The organism is Streptomyces sp. NPDC004051, assembly GCF_053604275.1.
Map to the genome: position 1 here is coordinate 175851 of NZ_JBSGHG010000001.1, position 16579 is coordinate 192429.

Annotated in this window: 12 protein-coding genes; 4 read left to right on the top strand and 8 right to left on the bottom strand. The window is 70.7% G+C overall.

The genetic code is table 11. The features are described from left to right. Positions 1 to 178 precede the first annotated feature (178 nt). Both ACWEQO_RS00845 and ACWEQO_RS00850 read left to right on the top strand, forming a co-directional pair. The gene (locus ACWEQO_RS00845; RefSeq protein WP_361450878.1) at positions 179 to 1318 is read left to right on the top strand and encodes a LacI family DNA-binding transcriptional regulator; all 1140 of its coding nucleotides are present in this window, start codon (positions 179 to 181) and stop codon (positions 1316 to 1318) included. Next, positions 1315 to 2223: a carbohydrate kinase family protein gene (locus ACWEQO_RS00850; RefSeq protein ID WP_452977428.1), complete on the top strand. Its 909-nt coding sequence runs from the start codon at positions 1315 to 1317 to the stop codon at positions 2221 to 2223. Before ACWEQO_RS00845 ends, ACWEQO_RS00850 begins: the two co-directional genes overlap by 4 nt. Positions 2224 to 2311: 88 nt before the next feature. Here the strand turns inward: ACWEQO_RS00850 and uvrA are convergent, their stop codons facing one another. Then, positions 2312 to 5317, bottom strand: a complete 3006-nt coding sequence (gene uvrA, locus ACWEQO_RS00855) for an excinuclease ABC subunit UvrA (protein WP_452977431.1) — start codon at positions 5315 to 5317, stop codon at positions 2312 to 2314. 223 nt (positions 5318 to 5540) lie between these two features. Between uvrA and ACWEQO_RS00860 the strand changes: the two genes are divergently transcribed. After that, positions 5541 to 6236, top strand: a complete 696-nt coding sequence (locus tag ACWEQO_RS00860) for a maleylpyruvate isomerase family mycothiol-dependent enzyme (RefSeq protein ID WP_452977434.1) — start codon at positions 5541 to 5543, stop codon at positions 6234 to 6236. A 10-nt stretch (positions 6237 to 6246) separates the two neighbouring features. Continuing rightward, positions 6247 to 6903 (top strand): MBL fold metallo-hydrolase, encoded by a 657-nt coding sequence (locus ACWEQO_RS00865; protein WP_361450866.1) that lies wholly within the window; start codon positions 6247 to 6249, stop codon positions 6901 to 6903. Between the two features lie 51 nt (positions 6904 to 6954). Here ACWEQO_RS00865 and aroQ read toward each other — a convergent pair whose 3' ends face one another. From aroQ to ACWEQO_RS00900, 7 genes are all read right to left on the bottom strand, one after another. Further along, positions 6955 to 7428: a type II 3-dehydroquinate dehydratase gene (gene aroQ, locus ACWEQO_RS00870; protein ID WP_361450863.1), complete on the bottom strand. Its 474-nt coding sequence runs from the start codon at positions 7426 to 7428 to the stop codon at positions 6955 to 6957. 235 nt (positions 7429 to 7663) lie between these two features. After that, positions 7664 to 8785 (bottom strand): calcium:proton antiporter, encoded by a 1122-nt coding sequence (locus tag ACWEQO_RS00875; protein WP_361450860.1) that lies wholly within the window; start codon positions 8783 to 8785, stop codon positions 7664 to 7666. Positions 8786 to 9083: 298 nt separating this feature from the next. Next, entirely contained in the window at positions 9084 to 10067 is a 984-nt protein-coding gene (locus ACWEQO_RS00880) for a TerC/Alx family metal homeostasis membrane protein (RefSeq protein ID WP_361450857.1), read from the bottom strand. A 316-nt stretch (positions 10068 to 10383) separates the two neighbouring features. After that, complete coding sequence (locus ACWEQO_RS00885; RefSeq protein WP_452977440.1) at positions 10384 to 12390, bottom strand: TerD family protein; 2007 nt, start codon at positions 12388 to 12390, stop codon at positions 10384 to 10386. A gap of 69 nt (positions 12391 to 12459) precedes the next feature. After that, the gene (locus ACWEQO_RS00890; RefSeq protein WP_361450851.1) at positions 12460 to 13038 is read right to left on the bottom strand and encodes a TerD family protein; all 579 of its coding nucleotides are present in this window, start codon (positions 13036 to 13038) and stop codon (positions 12460 to 12462) included. 170 nt (positions 13039 to 13208) lie between these two features. Further along, positions 13209 to 15353: an excinuclease ABC subunit UvrB gene (gene uvrB, locus ACWEQO_RS00895; protein WP_452977443.1), complete on the bottom strand. Its 2145-nt coding sequence runs from the start codon at positions 15351 to 15353 to the stop codon at positions 13209 to 13211. 63 nt (positions 15354 to 15416) lie between these two features. Beyond that, positions 15417 to 16289, bottom strand: coding sequence for an MHYT domain-containing protein (locus ACWEQO_RS00900; protein WP_452977446.1), 873 nt, complete (start codon positions 16287 to 16289; stop codon positions 15417 to 15419). Between the last annotated feature and the right edge of the window lie 290 nt (positions 16290 to 16579).

Here is a 16579-nt window from a genome sequence, read left to right on the forward strand (position 1 = left end):
CGGGCGGGGAGCGGGTGAGTCACCGGACGGGTGGGCTCCCGGCGGCGGACGTAAACGTTTGCGCAAGCGTTTACGTCCGCCGCCGGATGGGATACCTTCCTCGTCACGGCGCCGCGGGGACGGCAGTCGGCGATCTGCGATCTGCGATCTGCAACCGGTGCACGAAAGGGAGCGGGCGATGGCGACCATGACGGACGTGGCGCGGAGTGCCGGGGTCTCGGTCGCGACCGTCTCGCACGTCCTGAACGGCACCCGGCCGGTGCTCCCGCACACGCGCCAGGCGGTCCTGGACGCCGTGGAGGAGCTCGGTTACACCCCGAACACCCTGGCCCGTTCGCTGGTCACCTCCCGCACCCGCTCGATCGGGCTCGCGGTGTCGGCGATCAGCAACCCGTACTTCACCGAGATCCTCCAGGGGATCGAGGCGGCCGCCCTGGAGCGTGGCTACAGCCTGCTCATCGCCGACCCGCACGACGATCCGGAGCACGAGCGCAAGGTCGTCCAGCTGCTGCACGAGCGCCGGGTGGAAGGCATGATCGTCGCGCCCTCCGCGCATCCGCGCGAGCTCCTCGCCTACCTCGGGCGGCACCGGGTGCCGGCCGTGTTCCTCGACCGGGTGGTCGAGGACCCGGAGGGCGGCGGTCCGCGCTTCGACCAGGTCTGCGCCGAGAGCACGGAGCCCGTGGCCCGCCTGGTCACACACCTCGCCGGGCTCGGTCACCGCCGGATCGCCCTGGTGGCGGGGCTGCCGGGGCTCAGCACCACGTCCGAGCGGATCACCGGGTACCGGAACGGCCTCGCGGACGCGGGGCTGCCGTTCGACGAGCGGCTCCTGGTGCACGGCGACTCCGAGTCGGCCGGCGCCGAACGGGCCACCGGCGCCCTGCTGTCCCTCGGCGCTCCCCCGACCGCGCTGGTCACCGCCAACAACGCCATGACCATCGGCACGCTGCGGGCCCTGCGCGCCCACGGCCTCTCGGTGCCCGAGGACATCGCGCTGTGCTGCTTCGACGACTTCGCCTGGGCGGACCTGTTCTCGCCCCGGCTCACCGCGATCGCCCAGCCCGGCAGGGAGATCGGCGCCCGGGCCGTCCAGGTGCTCCTGGACCGGCTGGCCGCGCCGGACCGGCCCGCGCGGACGGTCCGGCTCCCCTGCTCCTTCGTGCACCGCACCTCCTGCGGCTGCCCGGACCGGCCGGAGCAGCGCACACATCCGCCGCAGCCGCCACGGACGCAGCGGTCCGGGCAGAAGAAGACCCGGCAGCCCGAGAACCAGCGGGCCGAGAACCAGCAGCCCGAGAAAGGGAACCCCTCGTGATCGTCGTAGCCGGTGAGGCACTGATCGACCTGGTACCGCAGGGCGCGGGCGCGCTCACGGCACTGACGCCGGCGCTCGGCGGCGGCCCCTTCAACACGGCGGTGGCGCTGGGCCGCCTCGGCTCCCCCGCCGCGTTCTGCTCCCGGGTGTCCCGCGACGCCTTCGGTGAGGCGCTGCTGGACCGGCTGCGCGGGACCGGTGTGGAGGTCTCGGCGGTCCAGCGGGGCGACGAACCGACGACGCTCGCCGTCGCCACGGTCGGCGCGGACGGCTCCGCGGTCTACTCGTTCTACGTGGAGGGGACCGCGGACCGGCTGTTCACGGCTCCCCGGGCGTTGCCGCCCGGTACCCGCGCGGTGTCCTTCGGCACCTGCTCGCTCGTGCTGGAGCCGGGGGCGAGCGCGTACGAGGAGCTGATGCACGCCGCTCACGCGCGCGGCGTGTTCACGACGCTGGATCCCAACATCCGGCCGGGGCTGATCCCGGACGCCGACGCCTACCGGGCCCGGTTCAGGAGGTGGCTGCCGTCGGTGTCGCTGCTGAAGCTGTCGGAGGAGGACGCCCGGTGGCTCGGCGGCACCCCCGAGGAGTGGCTGGCGGCCGGTCCGGCGGCGGTCGTGGTCACCCGGGGCGGTGACGGGCTGACCGCCTTCACCCGGGACGGCGGCGAGTACTCCGTGCCGGGTGAGCCGGTCGAGGTGGTGGACACGATCGGCGCGGGCGACACGGTCAACGCGGCGCTGCTGCACGGCCTGGCGACCCGGGACGCGCTCGGTGAGCAGGGGGTGTCCGCCCTGGGCGCGGACGGATGGGGGGACGTGCTCGGTTTCGCGGCCCGCGCGGCGGCGATCACCTGCTCACGCGCGGGCGCGGAGCCCCCGTACGCCCACGAGCTGGCGGGCTGAGCGCACCGCCCGAGCCGTCGGGTCGGGCCTTCGCACGGTGCCCCGCGGGACGTTCCCGCGGGGCACCGTGCGGGAACGTCCCGCCTGATCAGGCCTTGGCCGCCCGGGGCGTTGCCTTGGCGCCGGTCTTGGCGGTCGCCGCGGTCTTCCGGGTGGCGGCCTTGGCGGCGGCCGTCTTCTTCGCCGCCGTCTTCGCCGTGGTCCTCGCCGCCGTCTTGCGGGGGGCGGGCACCGAGGCGGCGTCGCTGATCCGGTCCCCTCCCAGGACGTCGCGGAGGAACTTCCCGGTGTGGCTGGTCGAGACGGACGCGACCTGCTCGGGTGTGCCCTCCGCGACGACCAGGCCGCCGCCGGCGCCGCCCTCGGGGCCCATGTCGACGACCCAGTCGGCGGTCTTGATCACGTCGAGGTTGTGCTCGATGACGATGACCGTGTTGCCCTTGTCGACCAGGCCGGAGAGGACCGTCAGCAGCTTGCTGATGTCCTCGAAGTGCAGACCCGTGGTCGGCTCGTCCAGGACGTAGACCGTGCGGCCGGTGGAGCGCTTCTGCAGCTCGCTGGCGAGCTTGACCCGCTGTGCCTCACCGCCGGACAGGGTGGTGGCGGCCTGACCGAGCCGGACGTACCCGAGTCCGACGTCGTGGAGCGTCTTCATGTGGCGGGAGATCGCCGGGACGGCCTCGAAGAAGTGCATGGCCTCCTCGATCGGCATGTTCAGGACGTCGGCGATCGACTTGCCCTTGTAGTGGACCTCCAGGGTCTCCCGGTTGTAGCGGGCGCCGTGGCAGACCTCGCACGGGACGTACACGTCCGGGAGGAAGTTCATCTCGATCTTGATGGTGCCGTCGCCCGCGCAGTTCTCGCAGCGTCCGCCCTTGACGTTGAAGGAGAAGCGGCCGGGCAGGTAACCGCGGACCTTGGCCTCGGTCGTCTCGGCGAACAGCTTGCGGACGTGGTCGAAGACACCGGTGTACGTGGCCGGGTTGGAACGCGGGGTGCGGCCGATGGGCGACTGGTCGACGTGCACTACCTTGTCGACGAGGTCGTCGCCGTCCACCCGCGTGTGCCGGCCGGGGACGCTGCGGGCGCCGTTCAGCTCGCGGGCCAGGTGGGTGTACAGGATGTCGTTGACCAGGGTGGACTTGCCGGAGCCGGAGACTCCGGTGACCGCGGTGAACACCCCCAGGGGGAAGGACACGTCGATGTCCCGCAGGTTGTTCTCGCGGGCGCCGTGCACCGTGAGCCGGCGTGCCGGGTCCTGCGGGCGGCGGACGTCCGGCAGCGGGATGGCCTTCTTTCCGGACAGGTACTGACCGGTCTGCGACTCCGCGTTGTCCAGCAACTCCTTCAGTGCGCCGCTGTGCACGACCTTGCCCCCGTGCTCGCCGGCGCCCGGACCGATGTCGACGATCCAGTCGGCGACCTTGATGGTGTCCTCGTCGTGCTCGACGACGATGAGCGTGTTGCCCATGTCGCGCAGCCTGACCAGCGTCTCGATCAGCCGGTGGTTGTCGCGCTGGTGCAGGCCGATGGACGGCTCGTCGAGGACGTACAGGACGCCCACCAGGCCGGAGCCGATCTGGGTGGCCAGGCGGATGCGCTGGGCCTCGCCGCCGGAGAGCGTGCCCGCGGCGCGGTTCAGCGAGAGGTAGTCGAGGCCGACGTCGACCAGGAAGCGCAGCCGCTCGTTGACCTCCTTCAGCACGCGCTCGGCGATCTTCTTCTCACGGGCGGTGAGCTTGAGGGCGCCGAGGAAGTTCGCGCACTCGCTGATCGACATGGCCGAGACCTCGGCGATCGACTTCTCCATGACGGTGACGGCGAGAACGATGGGCTTGAGGCGGGTGCCCGAGCAGGAGGGGCAGGCCACCTCGCGCATGTAGCCCTCGAAGCGCTCGCGGCTGGAGTCGCTCTCGGCCTCGCTGTGCCGGCGCTTGACGAAGGGGATGGCGCCCTCGAAGGCCGTGGTGTACCGGCGCTCCCTCCCGTACCGGTTGCGGTAGCGGACCTCGACCTGGGTCTTGTGGCCGTTGAGCAGGGCCTTCTTGGCGCGCTGCGGCAGACCGGCGAAGGGGATGTCCGTACGGAAGCCCAGCGCGTCGGCGAGGGCGCCGATCAGACGGGCGAAGTAGTCCTTGGTGTGGCCGTGCGACCAGGGGTGGATGGCGCCCTCGTCGAGGCTCTTCTCCTCGTCGGGGACGATCAGCTCCGGGTCGACCTCCATGCGCGTGCCGATGCCGGTGCACTCGGGGCAGGCGCCGAAGGGCGAGTTGAAGGAGAAGGAGCGGGGCTCCAGCTCCTCGAAGGACAGGTCGTCGTACGGGCAGTACAGGTGCTCGGAGAACATGCGCTCGCGCTCGGGGTCGTCCTCCGGGAGGTCGACGAAGTCGAGCACGACCATGCCGCCGGACAGGCCGAGCGCGGTCTCGACGGAGTCGGTGAGCCGGCGCTTGGCGCTGTCCTTCACCGTGAGGCGGTCGACGACCACCTCGATGGTGTGCTTCTCCTGCTTCTTCAGCGTGGGCGGGTGGGAGAGCTGGACGGTCTCGCCGTCCACCCGCGCGCGGGAGTAGCCCTTGGTCTGGAGGTCGGCGAAGAGGTCGACGAACTCGCCCTTGCGCTCGCGCACCAGCGGGGAGAGCACCTGGAAGCGGCTGCCCTCCGGCAGCTCCAGCACCCGGTCGACGATCGCCTGCGGCGACTGGCGCGAGATGGGCCGGGCGCACTCGGGGCAGTGCGGCTTGCCGATGCGCGCGAAGAGCAGCCGCAGGTAGTCGTAGACCTCGGTGATGGTGCCGACCGTGGAGCGCGGGTTGCGCGAGGTCGACTTCTGGTCGATGGAGACCGCCGGGGACAGGCCCTCGATGAAGTCGACGTCCGGCTTGTCCATCTGGCCGAGGAACTGCCGGGCGTACGAGGAGAGCGACTCCACGTAGCGACGCTGGCCCTCGGCGAAGATCGTGTCGAAGGCCAGCGAGGACTTGCCCGACCCCGACAGGCCCGTGAAGACGATGAGCGAGTCGCGGGGGAGGTCGAGCGAGACGTTCTTGAGGTTGTGCTCGCGTGCTCCACGGACGATGAGACGGTCGGCCACGCCGGTCCGCACCTTTCTTGAGAGAAGTGACAGGGGCGGGACCCCCGTGCTTTCTCACACTAGGGCGAGCCACTGACAACGCCGGTCGGATTCACGGGTTGACAACAATCCCCGGCTCTCCAGCATGCCCGACGCCGGATACGACCTTATAGCACGTGCATTCGATTTACGGCCCTTCCGCGCCGCCTTCACCCGAAGGTGTGACGAGACTAGGGTCGCTCCCATGACCGATCACGCGCATGACCTGGCATCCGTCCATGACGCGACCGAGCGGCTGCTCGACGCGGTCGGCACCCTGGACAACGCCGCTGTGACCCAGTCGTCACGGCTTCCCGGCTGGACCCGTGGCCATGTGCTGGCCCACCTGGCCCGCAACGCGGACGCCCTGGTGAACGTCCTGGAGGGGCGTCCGATGTACCCCTCCGCCGAAGTCCGGGAGACCGACATCGAGCGGGACGCCCCGCGCCCCCTCGACGTCCAGCTCGCGGACCTGCGGGAGACCGGGGCCCGCTTCCAGGAGGTGGGCGCGGCGCCCGCGGACTGGTCACGCACCGTGGCACTGCGCAACGGGGTCACGGACCGGGCGGCCCGGGTGCCGTTCCGGCGCCTGATCGAGGTGGAGCTCCACCACGTGGACCTCGGCATCGGCTACGAGCTGGAGGATCTTTCGGCGGAGTTCGCCGAACGGGAGATCCGCTTCCTGGTGGCGCGGTTCAAGGGCCACCGGGACGTGCCCACGACGCGGCTGACCACTGCTGACGGCCGGAGCTGGACCACCGGCGGCGGGGCACCGGACGGCCCGGTGGAGGTCGAGGTGGAGGGCCCGGCCGCCGACCTGCTCGGCTGGCTCGCCGGACGCCGCGACGGCTCGGCGCTGACGGTGAAGAACGGCCCGCTGCCCGCCCTTCCTCCGATATAGGCTGGCCGCCATGACCTACAGCGGGCAGGTGACGGTCGGCGGGCCGGCCGACGTGCACGAACTCAAGGACCTGATGATCACCAAGGTCGCGGTCGGGCCCATGGACAACAACGCCTATCTGCTGCGTTGCCGGGCCACCGACGAGCAGTTGCTGATCGACGCGGCCAACGACGCGGAGACCCTGCTGGGCTCGATCGGTGACGACGGCATCGCGTCCGTCGTCACCACCCACCGGCACGGCGACCACTGGCAGGCGCTCGCCCAGGTCGTGGCGGCCACCGGAGCGCGCACCCACGCGGGCCGGGACGACGCCGAGGGCATCCCGGTGCCGACGGACGTCCTGGTCGACGACGGCGACACGATCCGGGTGGGGCGGGTGGAGCTCACCGCGCGTCACCTCGTCGGCCACACGCCCGGCTCGATCGCCCTCGTCTACGACGACCCGCACGGGCATCCCCACGTGTTCACGGGGGACTGCCTGTTCCCGGGCGGTGTGGGCAACACCCACCAGGATCCGAAGGCGTTCGCCAGTCTGATCCACGACGTGGAGACCAAGATCTTCGACGTGCTCCCGGACGAGACCTGGGTCTACCCCGGACACGGCGACGACACCACGCTGGGCGCGGAGCGCCCGCATCTGCCGGAGTGGCGCGCCCGGGGCTGGTGACGCCCCCGGGCTGACGCCACCGGGCGACGCGGCGGACGGCCGGTGCGGGGTCTACGCCTGCGCCCTGCCCGGGCCGGCCAGCGCCGCGACGCGCTCCACGGCGAACGCATAGCCCTGCACCCCGCACCCCGCGATGACCCCGTCGGCCCGCAGCGAGACGTAGGAGTGGTGCCGGAAGGTCTCGCGCCGGTGGATGTTGGAGATGTGGACCTCCACCACGGGCAGGCCGTCACAGGTGTTGAGGGCGTCGAGGATCGCGACGGAGGTGTGCGAGTAGGCACCGGGGTTGATCACGATGCCGCAGTGGTTCAGCCGCGCCTCGTGGATCCAGTCCACCAACTGGCCCTCGTGGTTGGACTGGCGCAGGTCCACCGTGCCCCCGTGCCTGCTCGCCGCCTCGGCGCACAGCGCCTCGACGTCGGTGAGCGTCTCGGAGCCGTAGATCTCCGGCTGACGCTGCCCGAGCAGGTTCAGATTGGGGCCGTTGAGAATCATGATCGGGGCGTCGGCCAGGTTGCGGGGCACAGTTCCTCCGGTCCGTTCGAAAGGTTCGTCGTGCGGGGGCATGGAGCCGGTCGCAACGGCCGGTTGCCACCGGAACGTTGCTCGGACCGGTCTATCACGGTGTCCCGGGTGCCCGCCGGGGCCCCGGGGTGCCGACGGAACCGCCTCCGGGTGGGGGGTGCGCCCGCGCGGGTGCCGCGGGGCGCGCGCCCGCCCGGAGGCGGTTCTGCGATCGGTGTCACGGGTCGGGCCGGTGTTACGGGTTGAGCGCCAGTTCGAGATAGGCGGCGAGGATCACCAGGTGCACCCCGCCCTGGAGCGGTGTGGCCCGGCCGGGGCGCACGGTCAGGACGCCGACCATCACGGTCAGGGCGAGCAGCACCATGTGGGTGTTGCCGAGTCCCAGAACGAGCGGACCGGAGAGCCAGAAGGACGCGATCGCGACCGCGGGGATGCTCAGTCCGATACTGGCCATCGCCGAACCGAGTGCGAGGTTGACGCTGGTCTGCACACGATTGCGCCGCGCGGCCCGCACGGCCGCGATGGTCTCGGGAAGCAGGACCAGCAGGGCGATGATCACACCGACGACGGCGTGGGGCAGCCCGGCGGCCGATACACCGGACTCGATGGCGGGCGAGACTCCTTTGGCAAGGCCGACCACACCGACCAGGGCCAGACCGAGCAGTCCGAGACTGATCAGCGCGGTGCGGTTGGAGGGGGCGACGGCGTGCTCGTCCTCGTCCTCGACCTTCGTGACCGGCATGCCCTGCCTGCCCAGCTTCTGCACGGGCAGGAAGTAGTCACGGTGCCGAACGGTCTGGGTGGCGACGAACAAGCCGTAGAGGATCAGTGAGGTGACCGCGGCGAAGGTGAGTTGCACCGCGGAGAACTCGGGCCCGGGCTTGCTGGTGGTGAACGTCGGCAGCACGAGGGTGAGCCCCGCCAGTGTCGCCACCGTGGCGAGCGCCGCACTGGCGCCTTCCGGGTTGAAGACGGCCGTGCCGTGGCGCAGTGAGCCGACCAGAAGGCTCAGGCCGAGGATGCCGTTACAGGTGATCATCACGGCTGCGAAGACGGTGTCCCTGGCCAGGGACGCGGTCTCGGGCCCCCCGTCGATCATCAGGGTGACGATCAACGCGACCTCGATGATCGTGACGGCGACCGCGAGGACCAGTGAACCGAAGGGTTCACCGACCCGGTGGGCCACCACCTCCGCATGGTGCACGGCGGCCAGCACCGCTGCCGCCAGCACGACGACCGCCACCGCGACGACCGCTCCGGGCAGTTCGCGGCCCCAGGTGAACAGCAGGAGCACCGCGGCGAGCACCGGCACCACGGTCGTCCACCGGTCCGTCAGCCCTTTGACCCACCTGTTCATGAGGCGAGGCCCTCGGAGAGGGCCGAGCGCCGTACTCCGGCCTCTCTGAGCTCTGACGACCCGCTCCTCGCACCGGCCGCTTCCGTGTTCCTTGTCATTCCGGGGTGGTCGTTGTGGCGCATGATCTCCTCTACTGCTGGAGGAATGGTCAGTGACGGGCGGCAGCGCGTGTGGCCGCGATTCCTTCCGCTGAGGTTTCCTGTCGTGATCGGGCGGGAGACAGGCAGACACCGGGAGCGGTGCTCGGCCGTGGGCCGCGCTCCGCTCCCGGAGTTTTTCCGTCCGGTGAGGGACCAGGTCAGACGTCGATGCTGTTCTTGTCGGCGGAGCCCTCGATCCGGGCCTGCTTCCTGGAGGCCCGCAGGCTGGTGATCGTGGTGACGACCAGGACGGAGCAGATCACGCCCAGCGACACCGGGATGCTGATCACGGGAACGTGCACCCCGGACTCGTGCAGCGCGTGCAGCACCAGCTTCACGCCGATGAAGCCGAGGATGATCGACAGGCCGTAGGCCAGGTGGACCAGCTTGCTCAGCAGGCCGCCGAGGAGGAAGTACAGCTGCCTGAGACCCATCAGGGCGAACGCGTTCGCGGTGAAGACGATGTACGGGTCCTGGGTCAGGCCGAAGATCGCGGGGATCGAGTCCAGCGCGAAGAGCACGTCGGTGGTGCCGATGGCGAGCATCACGACCAGCATCGGGGTCATGACCCGCTTGCCGTTCTGCTCGATCCACAGTTTGGTGCCGTGGTACCGGTCGGCCACGCCGAACCGGCGTTCGGCGGCCTTGAGGAGCTTGTTCTCCTCGAACTCCTCCTCCTCTTCGGGAGCTCGGGCCTCCTTGATGAGCTTCCAGGCGGTCCAGATGAGGAAGGCGCCGAAGATGTAGAAGATCCACGAGAAGTTGGCGATGATCGCGGCGCCCGCTGCGATGAAGACGGCCCGCAGCACCAGGGCGATGAGCACACCGACGAGGAGCACCCGCTGCTGGTACTGCGAGGGCACCGCGAATTTCGTCATGATCAGGACGAAGACGAAGAGGTTGTCGACGCTCAGCGACTTCTCGGTGATGAAGCCGGCGAAGAACTCACCGGCGGGCTGGCCGCCGCCGAAGACCAGCAGGCCGAGCCCGAAGAGCACGGCCAGGACGATCCAGACGATGGTCCAGATCCCGGCTTCCTTGATCGATACGTCGTGCGGCTTGCGGCCGATGAAGAAATCGACCGAGATGAGGGCGGCGAGGCCCACGACGGTCAGGACCCACAGGGTCAGGGAAACATCCACTACGCCTCCGGCAGATACGTCTCACGGCAAAAATCAGCGTCGTCGCTGCCGGAGGTCTCTTCCACCCGGGTTCCGGCACTCGAAAGCAGCACCGGACAACACCTCGGGCCGACGCCCCGGGATCAGGTCTGATCCGTATTGACGGGGTCGCCGCACAGGCAGGGAGTACTCCCCTCCGTGCGGAAAACTTTACCCCCATACCCAAGGATTGGTAAAGAGGTGGGTAAAAGAAAGACCAAAGCTCCAGATGGGACGTAGTGTCGTGGGAACTCGTCCCAAAGGGCGGGACACCCCGGTCGGGCGAACCGGGGCGCGGTCAGGGCCGCCAGGCGCGGCGGGCCTCGGCGACCCGGGTGAGCACCTGCTGGAGGATCCGGCTGCCGGGCGGCACCAGCGAGGGCTCGTACGTCCAGGCGTGCCCGACCCAGGGGTCCGCCAGGTGATCGTCGGGGACCGGTGTCAGCCGCAGCAGCGCACGCCACAGCGGATCGAGCAGCGGACCGTAGTCGGCGGACTCCTCGCGGTCGGCGACCATCATCAGGTGGACGCCGACGGACGGGCCCTCGTCGGCGAGGTACCGCAGCTGGTTCACACCGCGGTCGTCGAAGCCGTGCGGGAAGTCGTTGACGACCAGCAGGTGCCGGGAGGTGTCGAAACCGGGGGGCAGCGAGTCGGCCGCTCCGCCGCGCAGAGCCATCTGCAGCAGGTCGACCCGCTGGATGAGCCGGCCCAGGACCTCCGTGACGCCCGCGGCCCCCTGGGCGGGCGGGGCCGCCAGCACACCCGCCCGGGTCAGCGGTGCCAGCGGCTGCGCGCCCGATCCGGCCGGGTCGACGACGTGCACGGTGAACTCGCCCGCCGGATACACGGCGAGCAGCCGGGCCGCGTGGGACACGGCCGTCTCCATGGCGAGGCGTCGCATGTCGTGGGGGTCGGTGAACGACTCGTCCGGCCCGGCGGCCCGTCCGCTGTCGATCCACAGACCGCGTTCCAGCGGCAGCCGGAGCAGCATCGGGATGCGGAGCCGGTCGGCCTCCGGCAGCCGGAGGTCGCCCAGGCGCAGCGCCATGGGGATCTCCATCGGCACCCGGTAGGCGTGCCAGACGGGGTTGTCCCAGCGCGCGTAGGCCGGCGGGAGGGCGGGCTCGACGACGTCGGCCTCGGCGACGAGCTGGGCGAGGTCCCGGTCGAAGGCCTCCCTCGCCTGGTCGACGAGCCGGGCCTGCCGTGCCCTGGCCGCCTCGCGCGCGGCGTCGCCCTGGCTGCCGATCCGGCTGCGCGGGTCGGACAGGGTCTGTTCCAGCTCCTTGTCCATGCGTGACTCGGCGAAGTCGACGGCGCTGCGGTAGGCGGCGGTGGTGCGGGCCAGGTCCTCGAACATGCCCCAGACCTGGTTGTAGAGGCGCTCCTCCATGGACCAGCCGGTCGCGTCACCGGCGACGGGCCGGGCGGGCTGTCCCGGTCGGGCCGGGGGCGCGGTCGGCGGGGGCGGCGGAGCGGCGTTCCGCCGGCGGGGGTGGCTGTAGTCGATCGGGCCGCCGGTGGTCACCGCGGACGGGTCGGCGGCTCCCCCGGGGTACGCCGGCCGCGGTCCGTCCTGTCCCGGCGGGCCGGCGGGCTGAGCGCCGTACGCGGGCGGCACGGGGCCGGGGGCGCCCTGGGGTGCGGTGCCGACGCCCTGGTCGGGGTGGTGGGCCGGGGCGGCCGTCTGCCGGGAACGGTCGCCGTCCGACGGACGGGACGGGGGTGCCTGCACGGAGCGGGCGAGGCCCCGCGCGACCGCTTCGTCGATCTCGTCCGCGAGCTGCCGTGCCTGGGGCAGGCCCTGGTCGGTGAAGAGTTCGGCCAGTCCCCCGGCGTAGCCCTGGCCGACCGCACGGACCTTCCAGGCGCCCTGGCGCCGGTAGAGCTCCAGGGCGACGACGGCCGACTCGGCGTCCAGGCCGGTGACGGTGTAGCTGGCCACTTCGGTGCCGTCCAGGCCGGTGACCGCGACGAAGGGGGCGGCGACGGCGCCGAAGCGGGCGGGGCCCCGGCCGTCGGCCGGGGTGGGCAGGGCGAGCAGCACGCTGACGCGGTGGACCGCGTCCACCATCGCGTCCAGGTCCACCGCGAGCCGGTGGTCGGCGGCGGCCTGCCGCGAGACCTCCAGGCCGGGCCGGGTGGGTGCGCCCGGGTGGGCCACCCACTCCACCCCGTGGATCCGGCCGTTCTCGTCGCCGAGCGCGGCCGCGGTCACGATCGGCGTACCGGCCGAGACCCGGATCTCGAGACGGGACCGGGAGAGCGGGTGGTTCTGCCCCCGCACCAGCTCAGCCGTCATTGCCCTCGTCCCCCCTGTGTCCCGTGCGGTGCGGTGTCGCGTGCGGTGCGGTGTCGCGTGCGGTACCGGTCAGAGCACCGGCAGGATCGACGGCATCAGGTCCTGGAAGGTGCGGCCGTTGGCCGGGTTGCCGAGGGCCGTCATCGTCCAGCCCGCGCCCGAGCGGTGCACCTTCGCCATGATCTGGGCGGTGTAGGCGCCGCCGCCGGCCAGCGTGTAGCGGGCCAGTTCCTGGCCGTTGGTCTCGTCGACGAGGCGGCAGAACGCGTTCTGCACCTCCTGGAAGGTCTGGCCCGTGAAGGAGTTCACGGTGAAGACGATCTGGTCGATGTGGACCGGGACACGGGACAGGTCGACGAGGATGGCCTCGTCGTCGCCGCCCTGGCCGACGCCGCCGACGAGGTTGTCGCCGGTGTGGCGCACGGAGCCGTCGTCGCTCACCAGGTGGCGGAAGAAGACGACGTCGACCGGCTGCTTCTCGGCGAACAGAACGGCGGAGGCGTCCAGGTCGATCTCCCGGGTACGCGAGCCGAACAGGCCGCGGCGGGGGGCCGCCTGCCAGCCGAGACCCATGCGGACCGCGGTCAGGCTGCCGCCGTCGTTCTTCTGCAGACTGATGGCCTGGCCCTTGGTCATGTTGACGGTCACGCGCTGATTCCCCTCTCGGACTTCCCCTGCTGCCGCGGAACCGCGGTTGCCCAGAACCCTACGCAGGGGCACTGACGGTGACGTACCCCGGTCCGTACTTTGTGTCGGTCTTGCAACACAGTCCGTACGGGGTGGAGAACCGCCCGGCCCGGCGCCGGTGCGCGGCGCCGTCAGGACAGGCCGGCCTCGCGCATCTGGCGCAGTTCCTTCTTCATCTCGGACACCTCGTCGCGCAGCCGGGCCGCGATCTCGAACTGGAGGTCGGCGGCGGCCGCCCGCATCCGCGCGGTCAGCTCCTCGATCTGTTCGGTGAGTTCGGCCGCGGGGCGGTCGGTGGGCACCGGCTCGGCGCCCTTGGCCCTGCCCTTCGCGCCCTTGGTCCCCTTGGCCCCCTTGCCGAGCGCGGGCACGGGCGCCTTGGCCGCGCCGCTGTCCTTCTTGGTCTTGCGGTAGCCGGAGTCGAGCAGTTGTTCGGTGTCGATGTCCTCGCGGGCGATCTGCGCGACGATGTCGTTGATCTTCTTGCGGAGCGGCTGCGGGTCGATGCCGTTGGCCTGGTTGTAGGCGACCTGCTTCTCCCGGCGGCGGTTGGTCTCGTCGATGGCCCTCTCCATCGCCGGGGTGATCTTGTCGGCGTACATGTGGACCTGGCCGGAGACGTTGCGCGCGGCCCGGCCGATGGTCTGGATCAGGGAGGTTCCGGAACGCAGGAAGCCCTCCTTGTCGGCGTCGAGGATCGCCACCAGGGACACCTCGGGCAGGTCGAGGCCCTCCCGCAGCAGGTTGATGCCGACGAGGACGTCGTACTCGCCGCTGCGCAGCTCCCGCAGCAGCTCGACCCGGCGCAGGGTGTCGACGTCGCTGTGGAGGTAGCGCACCTGGATGCCGAGTTCGAGGAAGTAGTCGGTGAGGTCCTCGGCCATCTTCTTGGTGAGCGTGGTGACCAGGACGCGTTCGTCCTTCTCCACGCGCGCGCGGATCTCGTGCACCAGGTCGTCGATCTGCCCCTCGGTGGGCTTGACGACGACCTCCGGGTCGACCAGGCCGGTGGGGCGGATGATCTGCTCGACGACTCCGTCCGAGCGGGAGAGCTCGTACGGGCCGGGGGTGGCCGACAGGTACACGGCCTGGCCGATGCGCTCCTGGAACTCCTCCCACTTCAGCGGGCGGTTGTCCAGGGCGGAGGGGAGCCGGAAGCCGTGGTCGACGAGGGTGCGCTTGCGTGAGGCGTCCCCCTCGTACATGGCGCCGATCTGCGGCACGGTGACGTGCGACTCGTCGATGACCAGGAGGAAGTCCTCCGGGAAGTAGTCCATCAGGGTGTTCGGCGGGGAGCCGGGCAGGCGGCCGTCGAAGTGCATCGAGTAGTTCTCGACGCCGGAGCAGCTGCCGATCTGGCGGAGCATCTCGAGGTCGTAGGTGGTGCGCATCCGCAGACGCTGGGCCTCCAGGAGCTTGCCCTGCTTCTCCAGCTCGGCCAGGCGCCCGGTGAGTTCCTTCTCGATGTCGTTCACGGCCCGCTCCATGCGCTCGGGGCCGGCGACGTAGTGGGAGGCGGGGAAGACGTACAGCTGCTGGTCGTCGCTGATGATCTCGCCGGTGACCGGGTGGAGCGTGGAGAGCGCCTCGATCTCGTCGCCGAACATCTCGATGCGGACGGCGAGTTCCTCGTAGACCGGGAAGATCTCGATGGTGTCGCCGCGGACGCGGAAGGTGCCGCGGGTGAAGGCCAGGTCGTTGCGCGTGTACTGGATGTCCACGAAGCGGCGCAGCAGCTCGTCCCGGTCGAGCTCCTCGCCCACGCGGAGCGGCACCATGCGGTCGACGTACTCCTGCGGGGTGCCGAGGCCGTAGATGCAGGAGACGGAGGCGACCACGACGACGTCGCGGCGGGTGAGCAGGGAGTTGGTCGCGGAGTGGCGCAGCCGCTCGACCTCCTCGTTGATCGAGGAGTCCTTCTCGATGTAGGTGTCCGACTGCGGGACGTACGCCTCGGGCTGGTAGTAGTCGTAGTACGAGACGAAGTACTCGACCGCGTTGTTCGGCAGCAGTTCGCGGAACTCGTTGGCCAGCTGGGCGGCCAGCGTCTTGTTCGGCGCCATCACCAGGGTGGGGCGCTGGAGCTTCTCGATCATCCACGCGGTGGTGGCGGACTTGCCGGTGCCGGTCGCGCCCAGGAGGACGACGTCCTTCTCACCGGCTTCGATGCGCCGGGCGAGGTCGGCGATGGCCGTCGGCTGGTCGCCGCTGGGCTGGTAGGGGCTGACGACCTCGAAGGGCGCCACCGTGCGTTCGATCTGGGAAACGGGCCGCATGTCACCCACCGTACGACCCGTCACTGACAACGGGTCCCGACCGGGCCCGGCGGAGGGCTGCGGTCAGCGTTTCTGCGGGGTGCGGGAGCGGTGCTCGACGGGGCCGCGGGCCCGCGGCCGAAGACGGGGCGGAGCGGAGGAGTGGTGGTGGTGCCGGTGGTGGGCGGGGACGCCGGGCCGGTGCTCGGCGGGGGCCGGTCCGGGCCGCCCCCTGATCATCAGCGGGTCGAAGATCACCACGACACCGGCCAGGACGAGGAGGGCGAGCGGGCCGAGCATCATGGGCGCGAGCAGCGCGGCCGCGGACTCCCCCTCGGCGGGGGCGGCCGTCCCGTGGACGTGGACCTCCAGGGCGGCCATGCCGGTGTAGTGCATGCCGGTGACCGCGAGGCCCATGACGAGACTCGCGCCCACGCTCCACAGGAAGCCCCTGGCCTGTCCGGCCGCCCACAGGGCGGCGGTGGCGGCGACCATGGCGATGGCCACGGACGCGGCGACGGTGAGTGTGTCGTACTCCAGCGTTCCGTCGAGGCTCATGCCGGCCATGCCCAGGTAGTGCATGGAGGCGATACCGAGGCCGGTGATGGTGCCCCCGGTGAACAGCGGCGTCCCGGTCGCGCCCCGGTAGCCGACGATGAAGATCCCGATGCCCACCATGAGGAGGGCGACGCCCAGGCTGGCGAGCGTCGTCACGCGGTCGTAGTGGATGGGCGTTCCCTCGATCGTGAAGCCCGTCATCGCGATGAAGTGCATCGTCCATATGCCGGAGGCGATGGCCGCCGCGCCCAGGGCGAGCCAGCCGGGGCGCCAGGACCGGGCCACGACGAGGGGCCTGGTGGCGCACCGCAGCCCCAGGGCGCCACCGAGGCAGGCCATGAGGAAGGCCACCACCGGTGTGACCATGCCGTAGCTGAATCCGTCGACCGTGCTCTGCATGCGCGGCTGCCCTTTCCCACCGTTTGCGTCCCGGAATCGCGTGTCGTGAACCCCCTCCCAGGACCGCTCGGCGGCCAGGGTTGACGCAGAGAGTATGACTGCCACCGGAATGGTCGAACGACTGCCCGGGCAAAGAAACACGTTCTCGCCTCACTTGTGCGGCTCCGGTGTGCGGAGTTGGGGCGAGACCGTTCAATCCGCGGTCATCCCGTACCCGTCCCGCGTTGACCTTCTGCTGTCAGAGTTGAACTGTCCGTGTTGCTTTGAATGGCGGGCGTGTTCCGCATGCC

Bases quoted from the DNA above. Each gene is read 5' to 3' on its own strand.
- uvrB (WP_452977443.1), bottom strand. From the start codon at position 15,353: ATGCGGCCCGTTTCCCAGATCGAACGCACGGTGGCGCCCTTCGAGGTC.
- ACWEQO_RS00900 (WP_452977446.1), bottom strand. From the start codon at position 16,289: ATGCAGAGCACGGTCGACGGATTCAGCTACGGCATGGTCACACCGGTG.
- ACWEQO_RS00885 (WP_452977440.1), bottom strand. From the start codon at position 12,390: ATGACGGCTGAGCTGGTGCGGGGGCAGAACCACCCGCTCTCCCGGTCC.
- ACWEQO_RS00865 (WP_361450866.1), top strand. From the start codon at position 6,247: ATGACCTACAGCGGGCAGGTGACGGTCGGCGGGCCGGCCGACGTGCAC.
- ACWEQO_RS00845 (WP_361450878.1), top strand. From the start codon at position 179: ATGGCGACCATGACGGACGTGGCGCGGAGTGCCGGGGTCTCGGTCGCG.
- ACWEQO_RS00875 (WP_361450860.1), bottom strand. From the start codon at position 8,785: ATGAACAGGTGGGTCAAAGGGCTGACGGACCGGTGGACGACCGTGGTG.
- ACWEQO_RS00860 (WP_452977434.1), top strand. From the start codon at position 5,541: ATGACCGATCACGCGCATGACCTGGCATCCGTCCATGACGCGACCGAG.